At 71.5% G+C, this 17794-nt stretch carries 20 protein-coding genes; 7 read left to right on the plus strand and 13 right to left on the minus strand.

Annotation, left to right across the window (positions count from 1 at the left end):
* Positions 1-24: 24 nt before the first annotated feature.
* Positions 25-621, plus strand: coding sequence for a DUF4126 domain-containing protein (locus tag CRM89_RS14040; protein WP_060594857.1), 597 nt, complete (start codon positions 25-27; stop codon positions 619-621).
* A 210-nt stretch (positions 622-831) separates the two neighbouring features.
* Here CRM89_RS14040 and CRM89_RS14045 read toward each other — a convergent pair whose 3' ends face one another.
* The 5 genes from CRM89_RS14045 to CRM89_RS14060 all read right to left on the minus strand — a co-directional run bounded on the left by CRM89_RS14045 (position 832) and on the right by CRM89_RS14060 (position 4832).
* Positions 832-1191: a DUF4254 domain-containing protein gene (locus tag CRM89_RS14045; protein ID WP_041561235.1), complete on the minus strand. Its 360-nt coding sequence runs from the start codon at positions 1189-1191 to the stop codon at positions 832-834.
* 393 nt (positions 1192-1584) lie between these two features.
* Complete coding sequence (locus CRM89_RS14050) at positions 1585-2817, minus strand: helix-turn-helix domain-containing protein (protein WP_011210641.1); 1233 nt, start codon at positions 2815-2817, stop codon at positions 1585-1587.
* 106 nt (positions 2818-2923) lie between these two features.
* Entirely contained in the window at positions 2924-3082 is a 159-nt protein-coding gene (locus CRM89_RS30970; RefSeq protein WP_157838431.1) for a hypothetical protein, read from the minus strand.
* 37 nt (positions 3083-3119) lie between these two features.
* The gene (locus tag CRM89_RS14055; protein WP_011210642.1) at positions 3120-4289 is read right to left on the minus strand and encodes a zinc-dependent alcohol dehydrogenase; all 1170 of its coding nucleotides are present in this window, start codon (positions 4287-4289) and stop codon (positions 3120-3122) included.
* 12 nt (positions 4290-4301) lie between these two features.
* A complete protein-coding gene (locus CRM89_RS14060; RefSeq protein WP_098084323.1) occupies positions 4302-4832 on the minus strand; it encodes a hypothetical protein in 531 nt (176 codons plus the stop codon).
* A gap of 228 nt (positions 4833-5060) precedes the next feature.
* Here CRM89_RS14060 and CRM89_RS14065 point away from each other — a divergent pair, with 228 nt between their 5' ends.
* The gene (locus tag CRM89_RS14065) at positions 5061-5921 is read left to right on the plus strand and encodes a helix-turn-helix transcriptional regulator (protein WP_011210644.1); all 861 of its coding nucleotides are present in this window, start codon (positions 5061-5063) and stop codon (positions 5919-5921) included.
* Between the two features lie 12 nt (positions 5922-5933).
* On the opposite strand, the gene CRM89_RS14070 is transcribed toward CRM89_RS14065, so the two are convergent.
* On the minus strand, positions 5934-6758 hold the full coding sequence (locus CRM89_RS14070) for an ABC transporter permease (protein ID WP_098084326.1): 825 nt from the start codon (positions 6756-6758) through the stop codon (positions 5934-5936).
* A 3-nt stretch (positions 6759-6761) separates the two neighbouring features.
* A complete protein-coding gene (locus tag CRM89_RS14075) occupies positions 6762-7568 on the minus strand; it encodes an antibiotic transporter (protein WP_324188817.1) in 807 nt (268 codons plus the stop codon).
* A 243-nt stretch (positions 7569-7811) separates the two neighbouring features.
* On the opposite strand from CRM89_RS14075, the gene CRM89_RS14080 reads away from it, so the two are divergent.
* The 3 genes from CRM89_RS14080 to CRM89_RS14090 all read left to right on the plus strand — a co-directional run bounded on the left by CRM89_RS14080 (position 7812) and on the right by CRM89_RS14090 (position 9268).
* Entirely contained in the window at positions 7812-8306 is a 495-nt protein-coding gene (locus CRM89_RS14080; protein WP_098084332.1) for a hypothetical protein, read from the plus strand.
* A gap of 46 nt (positions 8307-8352) precedes the next feature.
* Entirely contained in the window at positions 8353-8859 is a 507-nt protein-coding gene (locus CRM89_RS14085; protein ID WP_098084334.1) for a peroxynitrite isomerase, read from the plus strand.
* Between the two features lie 196 nt (positions 8860-9055).
* On the plus strand, positions 9056-9268 hold the full coding sequence (locus tag CRM89_RS14090; protein WP_098084336.1) for a hypothetical protein: 213 nt from the start codon (positions 9056-9058) through the stop codon (positions 9266-9268).
* Between the two features lie 4 nt (positions 9269-9272).
* On the opposite strand, the gene CRM89_RS14095 is transcribed toward CRM89_RS14090, so the two are convergent.
* The 5 genes from CRM89_RS14095 to dxr all read right to left on the minus strand — a co-directional run bounded on the left by CRM89_RS14095 (position 9273) and on the right by dxr (position 15872).
* Complete coding sequence (locus CRM89_RS14095; protein ID WP_011210650.1) at positions 9273-11063, minus strand: penicillin-binding transpeptidase domain-containing protein; 1791 nt, start codon at positions 11061-11063, stop codon at positions 9273-9275.
* A 73-nt stretch (positions 11064-11136) separates the two neighbouring features.
* Entirely contained in the window at positions 11137-12000 is an 864-nt protein-coding gene (locus CRM89_RS14100) for a GNAT family N-acetyltransferase (RefSeq protein WP_011210651.1), read from the minus strand.
* A 56-nt stretch (positions 12001-12056) separates the two neighbouring features.
* A complete protein-coding gene (gene ispG, locus CRM89_RS14105; protein WP_011210652.1) occupies positions 12057-13214 on the minus strand; it encodes a flavodoxin-dependent (E)-4-hydroxy-3-methylbut-2-enyl-diphosphate synthase in 1158 nt (385 codons plus the stop codon).
* Between the two features lie 152 nt (positions 13215-13366).
* Positions 13367-14566, minus strand: coding sequence for an RIP metalloprotease (locus CRM89_RS14110; protein ID WP_098084340.1), 1200 nt, complete (start codon positions 14564-14566; stop codon positions 13367-13369).
* A gap of 148 nt (positions 14567-14714) precedes the next feature.
* Entirely contained in the window at positions 14715-15872 is a 1158-nt protein-coding gene (dxr, locus tag CRM89_RS14115; RefSeq protein ID WP_098084342.1) for a 1-deoxy-D-xylulose-5-phosphate reductoisomerase, read from the minus strand.
* 126 nt (positions 15873-15998) lie between these two features.
* Here dxr and CRM89_RS14120 point away from each other — a divergent pair, with 126 nt between their 5' ends.
* On the plus strand, positions 15999-16268 hold the full coding sequence (locus tag CRM89_RS14120) for a DUF2631 domain-containing protein (RefSeq protein WP_011210655.1): 270 nt from the start codon (positions 15999-16001) through the stop codon (positions 16266-16268).
* A gap of 7 nt (positions 16269-16275) precedes the next feature.
* Here the strand turns inward: CRM89_RS14120 and CRM89_RS14125 are convergent, their stop codons facing one another.
* Positions 16276-17253 carry a LysR family transcriptional regulator gene (locus CRM89_RS14125; RefSeq protein WP_098084345.1) on the minus strand — a complete coding sequence of 326 codons (978 nt, stop codon included), beginning with the start codon at positions 17251-17253 and terminating at the stop codon, positions 16276-16278.
* Between the two features lie 62 nt (positions 17254-17315).
* Here CRM89_RS14125 and CRM89_RS14130 point away from each other — a divergent pair, with 62 nt between their 5' ends.
* Positions 17316-17753, plus strand: a complete 438-nt coding sequence (locus CRM89_RS14130) for a DUF5997 family protein (protein ID WP_011210657.1) — start codon at positions 17316-17318, stop codon at positions 17751-17753.
* Positions 17754-17794: the final 41 nt, after the last annotated feature.

Below are 17794 nucleotides of genomic sequence, written 5' to 3' on the forward strand. Positions count from 1 at the left end.
ACGATTCGCCACTACCATCGCAGGGTGTCACTGCTCCCCCTGATCTTCACCGCGGGCTGGGCCAGCGGGATCAACGCCTACGCGGTGGTGCTGTTGCTCGGGCTGTTCGGCGTCACCGGCCTGTCCGACGAGGTGCCCGCGGGCCTGCAACGCGCCGATGTGCTGATCGCGGCGGCGGTGCTGTTCGCGATCGAGGCGGTGGCCGACAAGATCCCCTACCTGGACTCCTTCTGGGATTCCCTGCACACGGTCGTGCGTCCGGCGGCGGGCGCGGTGGTCGCCGCGCTCATCGCGGGCTCCGACGAATCGCTCACGCAACTGGCCGCCGCCGCGGTGGGCGGTACCACGGCGCTGGTGAGTCACCTGGTCAAGGCCGGTCTCCGGATGGCGATCAACACCTCACCGGAACCCGCCAGCAACATCGTCACCAGCGCCGCCGAGGACGTCGGGGTGGCGGCGGTGATCACGCTGGCGATCTTCCATCCGCTGGCCGCGGCGCTCGTGGCGGCACTGCTGCTGCTGATCGGGCTGACGGTGGTCGTCCTGCTGGCCGGGCGGATCCGCCGGTACCGGCGGCGATGGCGCGAGCGGCGGGAGCGCCGGACGCTGCCGACGGCCTGAGGGCCTGAGGCCTCTGGGAGGGCAGCCCCTGGGGAGGGCATAGGGGCTCTTGCTGAGCGTCGGGAGAAGGACGGCGCGGCGCGGGCCGGGCGTACCGCGCCGGTCGACGCGGTACGCCGGGCGAGACGCGCCGTTGCGCCCGCCGTCCCTGCGCCTGCGACGCGGCAGGCCCGGCGGATCGCGCGGTGACCTCGATGCGGGTCGCCCGGGCTACCGGCCGGGGAGGCGGCGACGGCCGCCCGCCACGTCGGTGACCAGATCAGTGTAGCCGTCGACGAGTTCGGCCAGGTGATACCAGTGTTTATGGGTGGTGTCGCTGCGCGGGCCCGCACTGTCGATGGCCTGGTTGGCATCGACCCAGCTACGCGCCATTCGGTCCACCACGGCGCCCAGGCTCTCGGTGTGCAGGGCGGCGTCGGGCCGGTGCACCGGCACCTCGTGTGCGATCCACTCGTCGATGTCGTCGACCAGTTCGCTACGACGGCAGTCGATTTCGGCGAGCAGGTGGGCGTCGGCCAGTTGGGCGCGGCGCGCGTGCAGCTCGGCGAGGGCGTGCGCGGAGCGCAACAGCTCCCGATCCTCGAACCGCCTGCCCTGGAAGGCGCTCAGCAGCTGTGGCGCCGTCGGCAGCACCCCTATCGTCGGTGCGCTCATCCCCGCGCCCCCGCATCCGCCACGGTCATCGCAAATCTCGGCATGATCGGCTTCTCGATTCGATTGTCCGGCGTTCCGGGCGCCGCCGCCGCTGGAGCGGCGACACCGGCTAGCTGGATCATGCGCGTGCAGATGCAAGAACGCAACGCCGAACGCAATAGTGCGTTCGGATCCATGCGCGGCACTGCGCGGGCGGGCCGGCCGAAAACCGTGGTCATGCGGCCGGAAGCCGCGAGCGACTCGCACGACATGCCGAAGGGTATGTGTAAGAGGGCTTTCCAGCGCGGGTCGGTGCTGTGGACCGATGGATCAGCCGCGCAGGGCGGTGTGCAGGCGGGCGGCGGCCACCGCCCGACGGGCGTCGTCGCGCGGGAGCAGCGCCAGGGCGTGCTCGTGCACCTCGATGTCGTCGGGGGCGCGCTCGCCGAAGCGCAGCGCGTGCTCGGGTTCGAGGCTCGCCAGGACGGCGGTGCGCACGCCCACCTCGAGATGCTCGCGCCATTCGACGATGCCCGGCGCCTCCGAATCCGGCAGCAGTGGGCCCTGGTACAACCGCACCGCCGAGGCGGTGTCGCCGGTGCGCAGCGCGGCGAGCAGTTCGACGGCGTCGCAGGCCAGCGGCGCCGACAACTGGTAGACCCGGCTGGTGATCTCCTCGCCGGTGACGCGGCGCAGATGCGAGACGTCGGCCTTCACCGTGGTCAGGGTGGCCGGACGATCGCCGTAGATGGCCCACTGCAGCCGTTCGGGGGTGAATCCCTCCGGCTCCAGCGCCAGCAGCGTGAGGATCTCGAGCTGCCGCGGCCGCAGCCGCACCGGCCGGCCCTCGCGCACCAACCGGCCCGCACCGAGACAGGTCAACCGCACCGTGTCGGGTGCGGACGCCATCGGCAGCCGTGCCTCGATTGCGCTCACCAGCGTGCGCACGGTCGACAACACCAGCGGATGCGCGCGGTCCCAGGTGGAGGACAGGTCCAGCACGCCGAGTTTGCGCCCGTCCGGGCTCTTGATCGGTGCGCTGTAGCAGACCCAGCCGTGCAGCGCCGCGACCAGGTGCTCGGCGGAGAACACGGTGCTCGGCCTGCCGGTGCGCAGCGACAGCGACAGGGCGTTGGTGCCCATGTGCGTCTCGTCCCAGCAGCCGCCGGGGGCGAAGTTCACCCGTTCGGCGCGGCGGCGCATCACCGGACCGCCGTAGGACCACAGGATGGTGCCGCTCTCGTCGGTGACCGCCGCGACGAACCCGGCGTCGTGGGCGATGTCGTGCAGTTGATCGGCCAGTTCGGTGACGGGCTTGCGCAGCGGTGATTCCAGCCAGCGGGCCCCGATGTCGTCACTGCCCGCGTGCGGGGCGCTGTCGCGGGCCGGGTCGACCGTGGCCAGCGAACGCCGCCACGATTCGGCGACCTCCTCCCGGACCGCGGCGGGCGGCTCGGGGGGCGCGGCGGGTGGCGGTCCCGGCACGCGGCGGGCCCACTCCTGCTCCAACGCAGCTCTGCGCTGCGAGAGCGTGCTGGGTGGTGCCATCTCGCGCTGACTCATCTGCCGGGACTGTCCCACTTCCTTGCTTCCTCGTGACAGTCTTCTTCGTCACAACCGTGCGGGACTTTCTATCATGCCTCACGCGGGCCGTGACGTGCAGACGAACTCAGTCCGGGGGCTCGACGGCGCCCGCCTCCTCGCTCACGTCCTCGGCGTCGGGGACCTCGCGGGAGTCCCCGGCGAGACGATCGTCGAGATCCTCGCGGTCGGCGGGTCGTTCCGCGGAACCGGGACGTTCGGGCTCGGTGTGTTCGGGTTCGGTCATACCGGGCGGTTACCCGGGCCGGCCGCGCTCACGCGCCTCACGGCCGGAACACCGCGCGGACACACCCCTCGTCCTTGTTCTTGAACACCTCGTAGCCGCGCGGCCCGTCCTCGAGCGACAGGTCGTGCGTGACGAGGTAGGAGGGATCGAGGTCGCCCTGCAGGATGTGGTCGAACATGCGCGGCACGTACCGCTGCCCGTGCTGCTGGGCGGTGCGGATGGTCAGGCCCTTGTTGGTGACCACGCCCATCGGGAACTTGTCGGTGAGCCCGTAGATGCCGAGCACCGCGACCACACCGCCCTTGCGGCAGGCCAGGATCGCCTCGCGCAGCGGGGTGGCCCGGTCGGTCTCGAGCCGCAGCAACTGCTTGGCGCGGTCGTAGATCTGCTGCAATCCGGTGCCGTGGCCCTCCATGCCGACCGCGTCGATGCAGGCGTCGGGCCCGCGGCCGCCGGTCATCTCCCGCAGCGCCTCCTGGACGCTGTCCACCGCGGTGTAGTCGATGGTCTCGGCGTCGAAGTGCTTGCGCGCCAAGGCGAGTCGCTCCGGGATGCGATCGATCACGACGACCCGGCCCGCACCGAGCAGGCGCGCGGTGTGCCCGGCCATCAGGCCGACGCCGCCGCTGCCCCACACCGCGACGGTGTCGCCGGGGGCGATGTCGCAGAAGTCGGCGCCCATCAGCCCGGTCGGCACCGCGTCGGAGACGAACAGCGCCTGCTCGTCGGTGATGCCCTCGGGCACGACGAAGCTGTTCACATCGCCGAACGGCACCCGGACGTACTCCGCGTGCGAGCCCTGATAGCCGCCGAACGGGTGGGTGTAGCCGTAGATGCCGCCGGTCGGATAACCGAACACCGGTTGTTGCAGTTCGGCGTTGGGGTTGGTGGTGTCGCACAGCGAGTACATGTCGCGGGTGCAGTAGAAGCAGGTGCCGCAGCCGATGAAGGAGGGCACCACCACCCGGTCGCCGACCTTGCGGTCGCGGACCTCCCGGCCGACCTCGACGATCTCGCCCATGAACTCGTGGCCGAACACGTCGCCCGCCCGCATCCCCGGCAGGTAGCCGTCGATGAAGTGCAGGTCGGAGCCGCAGGTGGTGGTCAGTCGCACGCGCACGATCACGTCGTGCGGGTTGACCAGCCTGGGGTCCTCCACGGTTTCGACGGCGAGGTCGTTGACGCCGTTCCAGCACAGTGCGCGCATCTCGTCTCCTGTTCAGCGCGCGCCCGCACGCGCGCTCGGGTTGTGGGCGAGGGTGGGCAGTTCACCGGTCTGCAGCAGGGCACGCGCCCGGTAGAGCACCTTGAACGCCACGGCGCCGGTGAGCAGGCCGGGCACCGGCGCGGTGACCCGCAGCGTCACCTCGGTGCCCAGATCGGCGGGGGCTTCGGCGAATTCGATGTGCAGCTGGGCGTCGACGCCGTCGGCGGCCGCGTCGGTGTACCGCAAGCCGTCGGCGTCGGTACTCAGGGTGGTGTGCCAGGTCGCGATCTCCTCGCCGTCGCGGCGCAGCGTCCAGTCGTAGCGGTCCGGTTCCGGGCAGCTCACCGCACCGAACTCGCCGAGCACCTGCGACAGCGAGGCCGGGTCGCGCCAGAACGCGGCGATCCGCTCTCGCGGCGCGGCGACGGTGAGCGTCTGCGCGCTGGTGCGCGAGCCCACCGTTCCGGCGACCTTGCCGACCAGATCGGTCACCTGATCCTTGACGCCGCTCACCTGATCCTTGACCGTGTCGATGTAGTGCACCGCTGCTCCTTCCCGAGTGCCGGCCCCCGCCCGCGTAGCCTCGGCCTACCCGGCCGGGGGACGGGCAAACCACGGGCACCGGACAGGGCATCGGACAACCGTTCACCCGCGGCCCGAAGTCGATGGCGGACAGGTAATCTGCCCGGAACGCGCATCGGCGACGCCGCGCCGGAAGCACGGCGGACCCGGATGCGTCCCGATCGCGCCGGGCGAAAGGAAATCCGTCTCATGGCTGGCAAGCGCACCGTCCTCACGGCCGGGTTGCGCCGCCTCGCGGCGCTGCTGTCGGAGATGCGAGAGAGTGCGGGGCTGAGCAAGGAGGAGGTCAGCGCCCGCACCGGCATCAACGTCACCACGCTCTACCGGATCGAGGCGGCGCAGGCCCGGCCGCAGCGGCGCACCCTCACCGCGCTGCTCGACCTCTACGCCGTCGACGACGAACGCCGCCGCTATGCGCTCGACCTGCTGGTCGACGCGCAGAAGCCGGGCATGTCCCGGCCGTGGGAGGCCAACCTCACCGAGGTGTACGCGGCATACATCAACTTCGAGGCCGAGGCCCTGTCGGCCCGGCACTACCAGACCTCGTTCATCCCCGGCCTGTTGCAGACCCCGCAGTACGCGATGGCCGTCATCGACACCTCCATGCCGAAGGTGGAGGCCGCGGTGATGGAGTCGCGCACCCAGGCCAGGATGAACCGCGCGGTGGTGTTGTCCAAGCCCGAACCGCTGGAGCTGTGGGTGGTGCTGGACGAGGCGGCGATCCGGCGTGTGGTCGGCGGACCCGACACCATGCGCGGCCAGCTGGAGAAGTTGCTCGAGATGAGCAAACTGAAGAACGTGATCCTGCAGATCCTGCCGTTCGACGCCGGGGCGCATCCGGGGATGGCCGGCTCGTTCACGCTGCTGGATTTCCGCGACCCCAACGACCCGGAGCTGGTGTACGTCGAAGGGATCGCCGGGGACGAGCTGGTGGAAGGGCACGCGGAAGTGCGCCGGTTCGGGGTGATCTTCGATCAGCTGCGCGCGATGGCGTTGAGCCCGCGTGATTCGGTGGGGCTGATCGAGTCGGCCGCCGCGACCATGCGCTGAGGACTCCCCGGGTCACGCGCCGCCACCGGCGCCGGACCGGGCGGCACGGCGATATCCGCGCAGGGCCGGGCCCGCGAACACCGCGAACGCGCCCACCGACCAGGCCAGTGTCGCCAGCAGCGGGCCGCGCACGGGGCCGCCGAGCGACAGTCCCCGCATCGCGTCGATCGCCTGGGTCAGCGGCTGATGGGCGACGAGCGGGCGCGCCCACGCCGGATATGCCGCGAGCGGCACGAAACCGGTGCTGAAGAACATCAGCAGCGAGGACAGCAGCGACACCGCCTCGACGAAGGCGGTGCGCGTGGTGACCATCGCCGCCGCGAACACCATCGTCGCGAACCCCAGCCCGAACACCAGCGGCACCGCCAGGAACACGACGCCGGCCAGCACCCCCTGCTGGAACCGGAATCCGAGCAGGACACCGACGATCACCATCACCGCGGTCGCCACCAGGATGCGCGCGGCTTCGGCGAGCAGCCGCGCCAGCGGGTCGGCGCCGCGGTGTACCGGCAGCACCCAGAACCGGGCGGGCAACCCCGCGTCGCGCTCCCGCCCGAGCGCGACGGCGCCGGCCACCGACCCGGACATCGCCGCGACCAGCGCGACCATCGGCACCGTCCCGTAGAGCGCACTCGCCCCGGCGAACGCCGACACCTGGCGCCCGGTCACCGCGTTCAGCACCATCAGCAGCCCGGCGGGGAACACCACCGTCGCGACCACGGTCTGCGGGTCGCGCGCGACGCGCAGCAGCAACCTGCGCGCGTGCAGCACGCTCTGGCCCCCGAGCAGCGCCACGGTCTCGGTGGGGCCGGTGACCACGGGGGGTTCGGTGCGCATCCCTCACCGCCCGCCCCGCCTCGCGACGAACACCGCACCCGCGCCGAACACCGCACCCAGCCCGAGGATCCACGCCACCGCGGGACCCAGCGTCGACCAGCCGATCGTGCCCGCCGCCCCGGTGGCGTCGCCCGCCAGCGCGCGCAACGCGTCGACGAAGGCCGACACCGGTTGGTGCGCCGCGAATCCGGCCAGCCACGGCGGGAAGTGCTCGGCGGGGGCCAACCCGGTGGACACCAGACCGAGGATCAGCTGCGGCAGCGCCAGTAGCTGCGTCGTCGCCTCGGGACCGGCCGAGAGGCTGCCCAGCAGGTCGGCGCCCAGGCTCAGGACCGCGCCGACGGCGAGCGCGAGCAGCAGGAAGCCCCCGGTCTGCCACCACGGCCCGAAGAACCGCGCGCCGATCACCCCGCCGCACACCAACGCGGCCGCCCCGGCGATGCCGCCGCGGTACAGCGCGGCGGCGAGCCGGGCCGCCGGCGGCACCAGCCGGGGCAGCGGCAGCGTGCGCAGGCGTTCGTCGAGTCCGGCCCTGGCGTCCACCGCGGCCCGGTGCGCCGCCGACACCGCGCAGAACGCGACCGCCTGCATCACGATCATCGGCAGCAGGAACTGCGCGTAGCTGCTCAGCCCGTGCCCGTAGGCCGCCATCACCGCGTTCATCGGCACGTAGAAGCCCAGCGTGAACACCGTCGGGGCGAGCACCGCGGTGAGGACCTCACCGTTGTGCAGCGAGGGACGCAGCAGCCGGGCGGTGAGCGTCCACCACTGCGCCGCGGCCGACGGGTGCGGCCGCGACGGCAGGACCACACGGTTGGGCTCCGTCGCACGGTGCGCCGGGCGGCGGCGGTCTCCCGGCAGACGGGTCCGGTCGGTCACGGCGCGCATCCCGAATACACGCGCGGCGCTCGCGCCTGGTTCATCCGCACTGGTCGGGCCGGGTGCCGTTCTCGTCGGCGCACGCGAAAACCGGTCGCGGCGAGCGCATCACGGCGGCGGTGTGACCGACGACGGACGTGACGGGTCGCCGGGGCGTCGGTAGAGTGAGCGCCGATGACCAGCATGGAAGCCCGTCTCGGCGACGCGACCCGGACGGTGCCGCTGCCCAGTCCGTGGGATGTCAACGAGTATCTGGCCAGGGTGGCGGCCCACCGCGGACGATCGATCTCGCTGCGGCCGGTGCCCGCCGAGCTGCTCGCCGGAAACGGCTGCCGCGGCGCGGGGCTGTGGGTGTCGCGCAGATTCGACGACATCATCGTCTACGACGCCGAAGCCACCGACCGCAACGCCGATCACATCATCCTGCACGAGATCGGCCACATGCTGCTCGGGCACGGGCCTGCCGACGACGCGCCGACCGCCGCAGAGCTGCCGCCGGAGCTGGCCGCCCTGGTGCCCGCGGTGCCCGGCCAGCACGTGCTCGGCCGCGCGGAGTTCGGCCAGGACCGCGAGCAGGAGGCGGAGGTGTTCGCCGACATGACGATGGTCTACGCCACCCTGCCGCGGCGCCGCAGCCGAGGGCTGCGGCGATTCGGCCGCCGACGGTGACCCGCGCGGCGGCCTGTGGTGCCGTCCCCGGTGACGCCAGCTATCCTTGTCCGCCGTGGCCGAACCGCAACCGTCCGTAGCCCTGCATCCCGACATCGCCGCGCTCGCGTCGCTGCTGGGCACCTGGCGAGGCGCCGGTCACGGGCAGTACCCGACGATCGAGTCGTTCGACTACCACGAGGAGATCAGCTTCGGCCATCTCGGCCGTCCGTTCCTCACCTACCGTCAGCGCACCCGCGCCGCCGACGGCAGCAGGCCCATGCACGCCGAGACCGGCTACCTGCGCCGCCCGCGCCCCGACCATGTCGAGCTCATCCTGGCGCACCCGACCGGGATCACCGAGATCTGCGAGGGGTCGCTGACGATCGCCGACGGTGAGCTGCGGATGGACTTCGACTCCACGCACATCGGCCGCAGCAGCACGGCGAAACTCGTGACGGCCCTGGGCCGTTCGTTCCGGGTCGCCGGCGACACCATCGAGTACTCGCTGCGCATGGCGGCGGTCGGCGAGCCGCTGACCCACCACCTGGCCGCCACACTGCACCGGGACTGAGCCCAGCCCGCGAGCCCCGGCCGCCGCGTCCCCGCCACCATCCGTTCCGCCGGTGTGCTGCGAACTGCACACGAGCGCGCGGTTGCGGGCTGCGTCACCGGGGTCTTGTCCGGTCCGCCGCGGCGCACTACCGTGTCAATCGGTTTCAGCAAATCGTCAGCAAACCGCCGGGAGTCGCGTAGCGAGGAGTCCGACCATGAAGCTGTCCACCACCGTCCTGGCCACCGCCGGTCTGTTGCTCGGCGGCACGCTCGCCGTGGAACTGCTCGGCGGCAGCGAATCGACCGCCGCGCCCGCCGGCTCGCCGGCCGCCGTGCACAGCTGCACCGCGGCCGTCCCGGATCCCCAGGCGGCGGCGACCCAGCGGTTCGGCTCGGTGGTGGCCGTCGGCCTCACCCGGGCCCGCTGAGCGCTCAGTACTCCGGCGGCAACGCCGCGAACATGTCCCTGGTCACCGCGACCGCGTTGTCGGAGCTGCCACCCTTGACCAGCAATGTGGCGAACGCGATGTCGCCGCGGTATCCCACGAACCAGGAGTGCGAACCGCCCTCCACCTCCGCCTCACCGGTCTTGCCGTAGACCTCGCCTTGGTCGACGATGCGGGTGGCGGTTCCGCCGGTGATCACCTTGCGCATCATCAGCCGCAGGCCCTCGATCACCGCCGGGTCGATCGCCGGGCGCTCGCCGTCCACGATCGTCTCCCGCCCGCCGATCAGCCACGGCACCGGGGCGCTGCCGTTGGCGACCGTCGCCGCCATCAGCGCCATCCCGAACGGGCTGACCACGACCTTGCCCTGCCCGATGCCGTCCTCGCTGCGCTGCACCATGTCCTCGGCGGGCGGCACCGAACCCGAGGTCGTCGGCAGTCCGACCACGGTGTAGTCGGGTCCCACGCCCAGCCCCGCCGCGGTCACGTGCAACGCGTCGGCGGGCAGCTCGCTGGCCAGCTTGGCGAAGGAGGTGTTGCAGGAGCGCTCGTACGCGGTGGCCATCGGCACGCTGCCGACACTGAACATGTTGTAGTTCGGGATGGTCCGCTCGCCGATGACGATCTGGCTCGGGCACGGCACGATGGTGTCCGGGGTCGCCAGCCCTTCGTGCATGGCCGCCGCCGCGGTGACCGTCTTGAAGATCGAGCCGGGCGGATACTGCCCGATGGTGGCCATCGGCCCGTCCCGGTCGGCCGCCTCGTTCTGGGCCACCGCCAGGATCGCGCCGGTCGACGGCCGGATCACGACCATCATCGTTTGTTCCTTGGGCACGTCCACCGCACGCTGCGCCGCGTTCTGCACATACCGGTCGATGCTCAGCGCGAACGACGGCGCGGGCTGCGCGGGCACCTCGGTGAGCACATCGGTGTCGACGCCGTTGGCGTTCTGGGTCACCACGCTCCAGCCCGCCTTGCCGTCCACCTCGGCGATCACGGTCTTGCGGATCTGGGTCAGCAGGTCGGGCGCGAAGCCACGCTCGGTGGACACCATGTCCCACTCCTGGTTGAGCCGCACCCCCGGCAACCCGATGAGCAGGGCACCGACCTCGTTGTATTCGACCTCGCTGAGCAGCGCGACGGTGTAGGGCCCGTCGGCGGCGCGAGCCGCGCGCAGGATCGCCTCCGGGGTGAGCTTCTTGTCGAAGCGCAGCAGCGCCGCCGACAGCGCACCGGCCACCTTCGCCGGATCCGGCGCGTCCGCGGGCGAGAACGCCACCCGCGTCACCTCGCCCGGCACCAGCACATCGCTGCCGGACTGCTCGTTGACGCGGGCGCGCGGCGCGGGCGTGGTGCGCAGCGCCAACGTCTGCGTGTCGCCGAGGCGAGGGTGGATGTTCGAGGAGGTCCAGCGCACCGTCCAGCGGCCCTCGCTGCGGCCCATCTGCAACTGCCCGGTGTAGCTCCAGACCCGGTTCTTGGGCAGGCGCCACTCGTAGCTGTAGTCGACGGTCGCGGTGTCGCCGGTCACCCTGGCCGCACCCGAGCGGGCGGTCAGCTCCTCGGCCTGCAGCTTCTCCCACGCCGAAGCCAAGGCGGCACTTGCCTTCTCCGGCTGGCTGGTGAGCTCCGCGGCGGCGTCGAGCTCACGGGCGGCAAAGGCGGAGAGGAAGGACTCGGCCACCGGAACCGGCCCCTGCGGGCCGGACGAGCAGCCCACCACCGCCGCCGCGACCAACATCGCGACGACGACCGGGATCAGTATGCGCGTCGACATCGCTGCCGATGGTACTGGCCACCGAACGGCAAACTCCTGCGGCGCACCGAATCTCGCGCCCCGGGCCGCGCGTTCAGTCGAGCAGGACCGTGGCGAACGTCGCCACCTGCCGGAACCCGACCCGGCCGTAGGCGCGGCGGGCGACGGTGTTGAAATCGTTGACGTAGAGGCTGGCCGTGCGGCCGGAGGCGACCACCGCGTTCGCGACCGCCGCCGTGCCCGCCGTGCCGAGCCCGCGCCCGCGCCGGTCCGGATGCACCCAGACGCCCTGGATCTGGCCGGTCCGCCGGGACAGCGACCCGATCTCGGCCTTGTACACCACCCGCCCGTCCTCGAACCGCGCCCAGGCGCGACCGGATTCGATCAGGCTCTGGATCCGCCTGCGATAGGCGCGGCCGCCGTCGCCCGCCCGCGGATCGACACCCACTTCCTCGATGAACATCGCGATCGCGGCCTCGAGGTAGCGGTCGAGTTCGTCGGGGCGGGCCCGGCGCACCTCGGCGTCGGGGTCGTAGAGCGCCGGATGGGCGAGCGCCAGCAGCGGCTGCGTGCCGCGCAGTTCCCGCGGCGGACCCCACCGCTCGCTCAGCATCTCCCACAGCGGCAAGGCCAGTTCCTGGCGGCCGACCAGGGACGAACACATCCGCGGCCACCGGGCGGCACGGTCGGCGAAGGCGCGCAGTGCCTCGTGGTCGCCGCGCAACGGCACCAGATTCGCCCCGGAGAAGCACAACGACTCCGCCGGACCCTCCCGGGTCCACAGTTCGCCCTGGGCGCCGCGGGCGTCCAACCCGAACTCCTGCAGCCGCGCGACCACCATGCACGAGGCCACCGGGTCGGTGTCGAGCACCCGCAGAACCTGGGCCAGGTCCCGGTTCGTCAGCGGACGCGCGGCAACATATTTCGCCCGACGCGTCGGCTCCCGCAGACTCCGCACACCGACAGCCTGCCACGAACCGGACCGACGCGGTACAACTCGTGGGAAAGACCAGGTCAGCTCACGGTGACGACCGGCTCGCCGGAGCCGGCCTGCTCGCCCATCTCCTCGGCGATCCGCATCGCCTCTTCGATCAGCGTCTCCACGATCTGGTGCTCGGGCACGGTCTTGATCACCTGGCCCTTGACGAAGATCTGGCCCTTGCCGTTGCCGGAGGCCACGCCCAGATCGGCCTCACGCGCCTCGCCCGGGCCGTTCACCACGCACCCCATCACGGCCACCCGCAGCGGCACCTCCATGCCCTCCAGCCCCGCGGTCACCTCGTTGGCGAGGGTGTAGACATCGACCTGGGCACGGCCGCACGACGGACAGGACACGATCTCGAGCTTGCGCGGGCGCAGGTTCAGCGACTGCAGGATCTGCGTGCCGACCTTGACCTCTTCGACCGGCGGCGCCGACAGCGAGACCCGGATGGTGTCACCGATGCCCTCGCTCAGCAGCGCGCCGAAGGCCACCGCCGACTTGATGGTGCCCTGGAACGCCGGACCCGCCTCGGTGACGCCCAGGTGCAGCGGGTAATCGCACTGCGCGGCCAGCTGCCGGTAGGCCTCCACCATGATCACCGGGTCGTTGTGCTTGACCGAGATCTTGATGTCGCCGAAACCGTGCTCCTCGAACAGGCTCGCCTCCCACAGCGCCGATTCCACCAGCGCCTCCGGGGTGGCCTTGCCGTACTTCTCCAGCATCCGCTTGTCCAGCGATCCGGCGTTCACGCCGATCCGGATCGGAATGCCCGCGGCGCCCGCCGCCTTGGCGACCTCTTTGACCCGGCCGTCGAATTCCTTGATGTTGCCGGGATTCACGCGCACCGCGGCACACCCGGCATCGATCGCGGCGAATATGTAGCGCGGCTGGAAGTGGATGTCGGCGATGACCGGGATCTGGCTCTTCTTCGCGATCGTCGCCAGCGCGTCGGCGTCTTCCTGACGCGGGCACGCCACCCGCACGATGTCACAGCCGGACGCGGTGAGCTGCGCGATCTGCTGCAGCGTGGCGTTGACGTCGTGGGTCTTGGTGGTGGTCATGGACTGCACGGAGACCGGGTGATCGCTGCCCACGCCGACCGAGCCCACCATCAGCTGGCGGGTCTTGCGGCGGGGGGCGAGAACGGCCGCCGGAGCGGTCGGCATCCCCAATCCGATGGTGCTGGTCACTGTCGGCTGCCTACTTTCCTACGTTCGTGCGGGCCGTTCGCTTCCGAGCTTAGTCACCGGCGGAGCCCGCCTCACCAGGTGAGGTCGAAGCCACAGCACCGCCGTGTCGGCGTCCGCCGGTACGGGCGACAGGGTACTCCGCGCGAGCGAACTCAGGGCGCCAGGCGAATCGGGTTGACGATGTCGGCGGCCAGGGTGAGCACCATGTACGCGCCGCCGATCGCGACCATCGCGTAGGTGAGCGGGAGCAGCTTGAGGTAGTCGACCGGGCCGCCCGGGGCGAGCCCGCGCCAGCCGCGCACGGTGTTGCGCACCTTCTCGTAGAGCACGACGGCGATGTGCCCGCCGTCCAGCGGCAGCAACGGCAGGATGTTGAAGGCGCCGAGGAAGAAGTTCAGGCTGGCCAGCAGGAGCACGAACACCTCCCACAGGCCGGCCTCCACGCTCTCGCCGCCGATGCGGCTGGCGCCGTAGATGCTGACCGGGGTCTCCGGGTCGCGCTCGCCGCCGGTCACGGCCTCCCACAGCGCGGCCACCTTGGCGGGCATCTGGGCCAGCGCCTCGAAGGTGCGCACGAACAGATCGCCGGTGAACGCGACGGACGCCGGGATCGCCGAGACCGGGCTGTACTCGATGACCGCGGGCGGCGCGTCCAGCGTGATGCCGATCGCGCTGACCTGCGCGGAGGAGCCGTCGGTCGCGTAGCGCAGCACCCGCTGCGGGGTGACCGTCACCTGGACCGTCTGCCCGCCGCGGTCCACGGTGTAGGCGATCGGCCCCTGCTGCTTGCGGGTCTGCTCGGTGAATTCCGCCCAGGTGCTCACCGCGACGCCGTTGACCGCGGTCACCCGATCGCCCGGGCGAAGGCCGCCCTGCTCGGCGGGTCCGGCGCCGGTGCACTGCTGCTGGCTGCCGTCGGGATTCTGGTCCGCGACGCATTGCATCTGGCCGACGACGGGGGCGGGTTCGTCGAGGTTGGGCAGGCCCCAGCCGATCGCGAGCACCACGATCAGCAGGAAGCCGAGCAGGAAGTTCATCACGATGCCGCCGACCATCACGACCAGGCGCTTCCAGGTGGCCTGGCGGTACATGGCCCGGTCCAGTTCCTCGGGCCGCACCTCGTCCAGCGCCGTCATGCCCGCGATGTCGCAGAAGCCGCCGAGCGGAATCGCCTTGAGGCCGTACTCGGTCTCACCCCGGCGGAACGACCACAGCGTCGGCCCGAAACCGATGAAGTAGCGGCGAACCCGCATGCCGGTGGCCTGCGCCGCCCACATGTGCCCGCATTCGTGCAATGCCACCGAGATGAGGATGCCGAGTGCGAACAGCACGAACCCGACGGCGAACACCATTAGCTCTCCAGCCCTCCTGCGTTGCGCAGCTCGTCGACATTCCGCGCACGCGCGCCGTACGGCCGCGAGCACCCGACCACACTATCGGTCCGCTCCCCCGGCCCTCACCCAGTCTGCCAGGGCGGGCCCGGTCGGCGCGCCGGTTCCCTCACGCCCCGACGAGTTCGGCGGCCCGACCCCGGGCCCAGCGGTCGGCGGCCAGCACGTCCTCGACCGTCTCCGGTTCGGCGCGCCACCGGTCGGCCGCCTCCACCGCCCGGGCGACCGTGCGCACGATCTCGGGAAAGCGGATCCGCCCGTCCAGGAACGCCTGCACCGCGACCTCGTTGGCGGCGTTGTACACCGCGGTGACGCTGCCGCCCGCCTGCCCGGCCTGCCTGGCCAGCTCGACGGCCGGGAACACCTCGGTGTCGACCGGCTCGAAGGTCCAGGTCGAGGCGGTGCTGAAATCGCAGGCCGCGGCCGCGCCGGGCACCCGGTCCGGCCAGCCGAGCGCGAGCGCGATGGGTAGCTTCATGTCCGGCGGGCTGGCCTGGGCCAGCGTCGAGCCGTCCACGAAGGTGACCATCGAGTGCACGATCGACTGCGGGTGCACCGTGACGTCGATGCGGTCGTACGGAATACCGAACAGCAGGTGGGTCTCGATGAGTTCGAGCCCCTTGTTCACCAGCGACGCCGAGTTCAGCGTGTTCATCAGTCCCATCGACCAGGTCGGGTGCGCCTTCGCCGCCTCGGGATTCACCGACTCCAGCATCTGGGCGGTCCAGCCGCGGAAGGGGCCGCCGGAGGCGGTGAGGACCAGCCGGTCCACCTCGTCGGCGCGGCCGCCGCGCAGGCACTGCGCCAGCGCCGAGTGCTCGGAGTCGACCGGCACGATCTGGCCGGGGGCGGCCGCGCGGGTCACCAGCGACCCGCCCGCGACCAGTGATTCCTTGTTGGCCAGGGCGAGCCGGGTGCCCGCGGTCAGCGTCGCGAGGGTGGGTTCCAGGCCGAGCGAACCGACCAGCGCGTTGAGCACCACGTCCGCCTCGGTGCGGCGCACCAGTTCGGTCACGGCGTGCGGCCCGGCCAGCTCGATGTCCAACGCCGCGCCCGCCGCCGGATCGGCCACCGCGACATTGCGGGTGCCGGTGGCGGCCATCTGCTCGGCGAGCAGGGCCGGATTGCCGCCGCGCGCGGCCAACCCGACCACCTCGAACTTGTCGGGGTTGGCCGCGATGACCTCCAGCGCCTGGGTACCAATGGATCCGGTGCTGCCCAGCAGCAGGACTCTCACGATGTCGGACACCCCGTCATTGTGGCGCATGCCCGGACACCGCGACGGCGGGCGCACGGCCGGGCCCGACTTCCAACGACGCGGCGTCGTATGTCACGATATGCGGCAGCAAGCCGACTGCGTACCGTCCCTTCGGTACCCGACAAAGGAGCGATCGTGGCCGCCACGGACATCGAACCCGCCCACACCGAGCGCGCCGTCGTCACTCACGTGGACACCGCCGAGGTCCCCTCGGCCGAATGGGGCTGGAGCGGCGAGGCGCCCCGCACCTTCAAGGCCGCGGGCATCATCGTCGCGCTGATCCTGCTGGCGATGATCATCGGCAACCACCACGGCAACATCGAGAACATCTTCCTGGTCGGCTTCGCCCTGGCGATCTTCGCGATCATCGGTTACGACTGGATCTACCGCCGCAAGCCGCGCTAGTCGCCGCTCAGCGGCCCCGCCGCCCGGCGCTTCCGCGCCGGGCACCCGCGCGCGGCGACGCGGCCTTCTCGGCGCCCGTCGCCGCACTCTTCTTTCCCGCACCCTTCTTCCCCGCGGCCTGTTTGCCCGTGGCCTGTTTTCCCGTGGATTTCGCGTTCGCCGCCGGTCCCGATGGGCCGCGTGAACTCCGGGCCGATCGTCCGCGCACCACGCCGATGAACTCCTCCACCAGCACGGTGGTCCGCTCGCTCGGCCAGGCCAGCGCGATCTCGGTGTCGGGATGATCGGTCACGGTCCGATACACCAGGTCGCGGCGCGCGTGCAGCCGGGCGATGGAATGCGGCACGATGGCGGGCCCGACACCGGCGGCGACCATCTCGAGCACGACCGCGGCCTGGTCGACGTCCGCGGCGTCCTGGAGCCGCTCGCCCGCCAGATCCGCCACGCTCACCTCGTCGAACAGCGAGATCTCGTGCTCCTTCGGCACGACCACCACCGGCAGCTCACGATAGAGCGGGATCACGCCGAGCCCGTCACGCTCGATCGGCTGGCGCACGAAGCACATGTCGACCCGGCCGTCGTCGAGCGCCGCGCGCTGTTCGGCGGCGGCGATCGGCACGGTCTCGAGCGGCGAGTCCGGGAACCGCTCGCCCCAGATCCGCTCCCACTTCGACACCGTCACACCCGGCACGAAGCCCACCCGCAACCGCTCCGGCGTGCGGGCCGCCGGCTCGGATTCCGCTGGCGTGGACAGGATTTCGCGGGCGGCCCGAAGCAGGTCCGCGCCGTCCTCGGTCAACTGCGTGGGCTGCGCCCCGGGCACGAACAGCCGCACCCCGAGTTCGTTCTCCAGCTCGATGACGGTGGCGCTGAGCCGTTGCCGCGCGATCCCGAGCGTCTTGGCCGCGCGCGTGAAGTGCAGCTGTTCGGCGACCTCCGCGAACCAGCGCAAGCGGGTGGGATCGATCGAGGCGTACCGGCTCATTCCAGCCAGCGTATTGCACGGGCGGCGCGGGAGCGGCCCCCGCCGCCCGCTAGGCTGTTGCGGTGAGTCCGGAGCAGAAATCGCAGATGATGAAGCCGCTGACGGCGGCGAACAAGCTCGGCATCTACCTTCCGGCCGCGCCCGAGGAGTTCCGCAACTCCCCCATTTCGCGGACCGAGCTGGAACGACTGCGCACCGATCCCCCGGCCTGGCTCACCGAACTGCGCCGCACCGGCCCGTTCCCGCGCGACGTCACCGCCCGCAAGCTCGGCGTCTCCAACAGTGGCCTGGCCCGCGCCGAGGTCTCCGACGCCCTCACCGCCGACGAGATCGCCGCGCTGCTGGCCGATCCGCCGGAATGGCTGATTCGGGAGCGCGAGAACTACGCGCAGGTGCAGCGCGAGAACGAGCGCATCAAGGCCAAGCGGGCCGAGCACCGCGCGGCCACCAACCGCCCGGCCAAGAACCGCTTCGGCACCGCGCCGGAACGCCGATCTTGACCTGAACCTCGCTCGAGGTTACAGGCTGGTGGTGTCACCGA

It is taken from the genome of Nocardia sp. FDAARGOS_372 (assembly GCF_002554515.1).
GTDB lineage: Bacteria > Actinomycetota > Actinomycetes > Mycobacteriales > Mycobacteriaceae > Nocardia > Nocardia farcinica.

What these genes read in the sequence shown, in the direction of transcription:
- CRM89_RS14050 (WP_011210641.1), bottom strand. Translation starts at nt 2,817, where the DNA reads ATGAGTCAGCGCGAGATGGCACCACCCAGCACGCTCTCGCAGCGCAGA.
- CRM89_RS30970 (WP_157838431.1), bottom strand. Translation starts at nt 3,082, where the DNA reads ATGACCGAACCCGAACACACCGAGCCCGAACGTCCCGGTTCCGCGGAA.
- CRM89_RS14055 (WP_011210642.1), bottom strand. Translation starts at nt 4,289, where the DNA reads ATGCGCGCACTGTGCTGGAACGGCGTCAACGACCTCGCCGTCGAAACC.
- CRM89_RS14065 (WP_011210644.1), top strand. Translation starts at nt 5,061, where the DNA reads ATGGCTGGCAAGCGCACCGTCCTCACGGCCGGGTTGCGCCGCCTCGCG.
- CRM89_RS14070 (WP_098084326.1), bottom strand. Translation starts at nt 6,758, where the DNA reads ATGCGCACCGAACCCCCCGTGGTCACCGGCCCCACCGAGACCGTGGCG.
- CRM89_RS14080 (WP_098084332.1), top strand. Translation starts at nt 7,812, where the DNA reads ATGACCAGCATGGAAGCCCGTCTCGGCGACGCGACCCGGACGGTGCCG.
- CRM89_RS14090 (WP_098084336.1), top strand. Translation starts at nt 9,056, where the DNA reads ATGAAGCTGTCCACCACCGTCCTGGCCACCGCCGGTCTGTTGCTCGGC.
- CRM89_RS14095 (WP_011210650.1), bottom strand. Translation starts at nt 11,063, where the DNA reads ATGTCGACGCGCATACTGATCCCGGTCGTCGTCGCGATGTTGGTCGCG.
- CRM89_RS14110 (WP_098084340.1), bottom strand. Translation starts at nt 14,566, where the DNA reads ATGGTGTTCGCCGTCGGGTTCGTGCTGTTCGCACTCGGCATCCTCATC.
- dxr (WP_098084342.1), bottom strand. Translation starts at nt 15,872, where the DNA reads ATGCGCCACAATGACGGGGTGTCCGACATCGTGAGAGTCCTGCTGCTG.
- CRM89_RS14125 (WP_098084345.1), bottom strand. Translation starts at nt 17,253, where the DNA reads ATGAGCCGGTACGCCTCGATCGATCCCACCCGCTTGCGCTGGTTCGCG.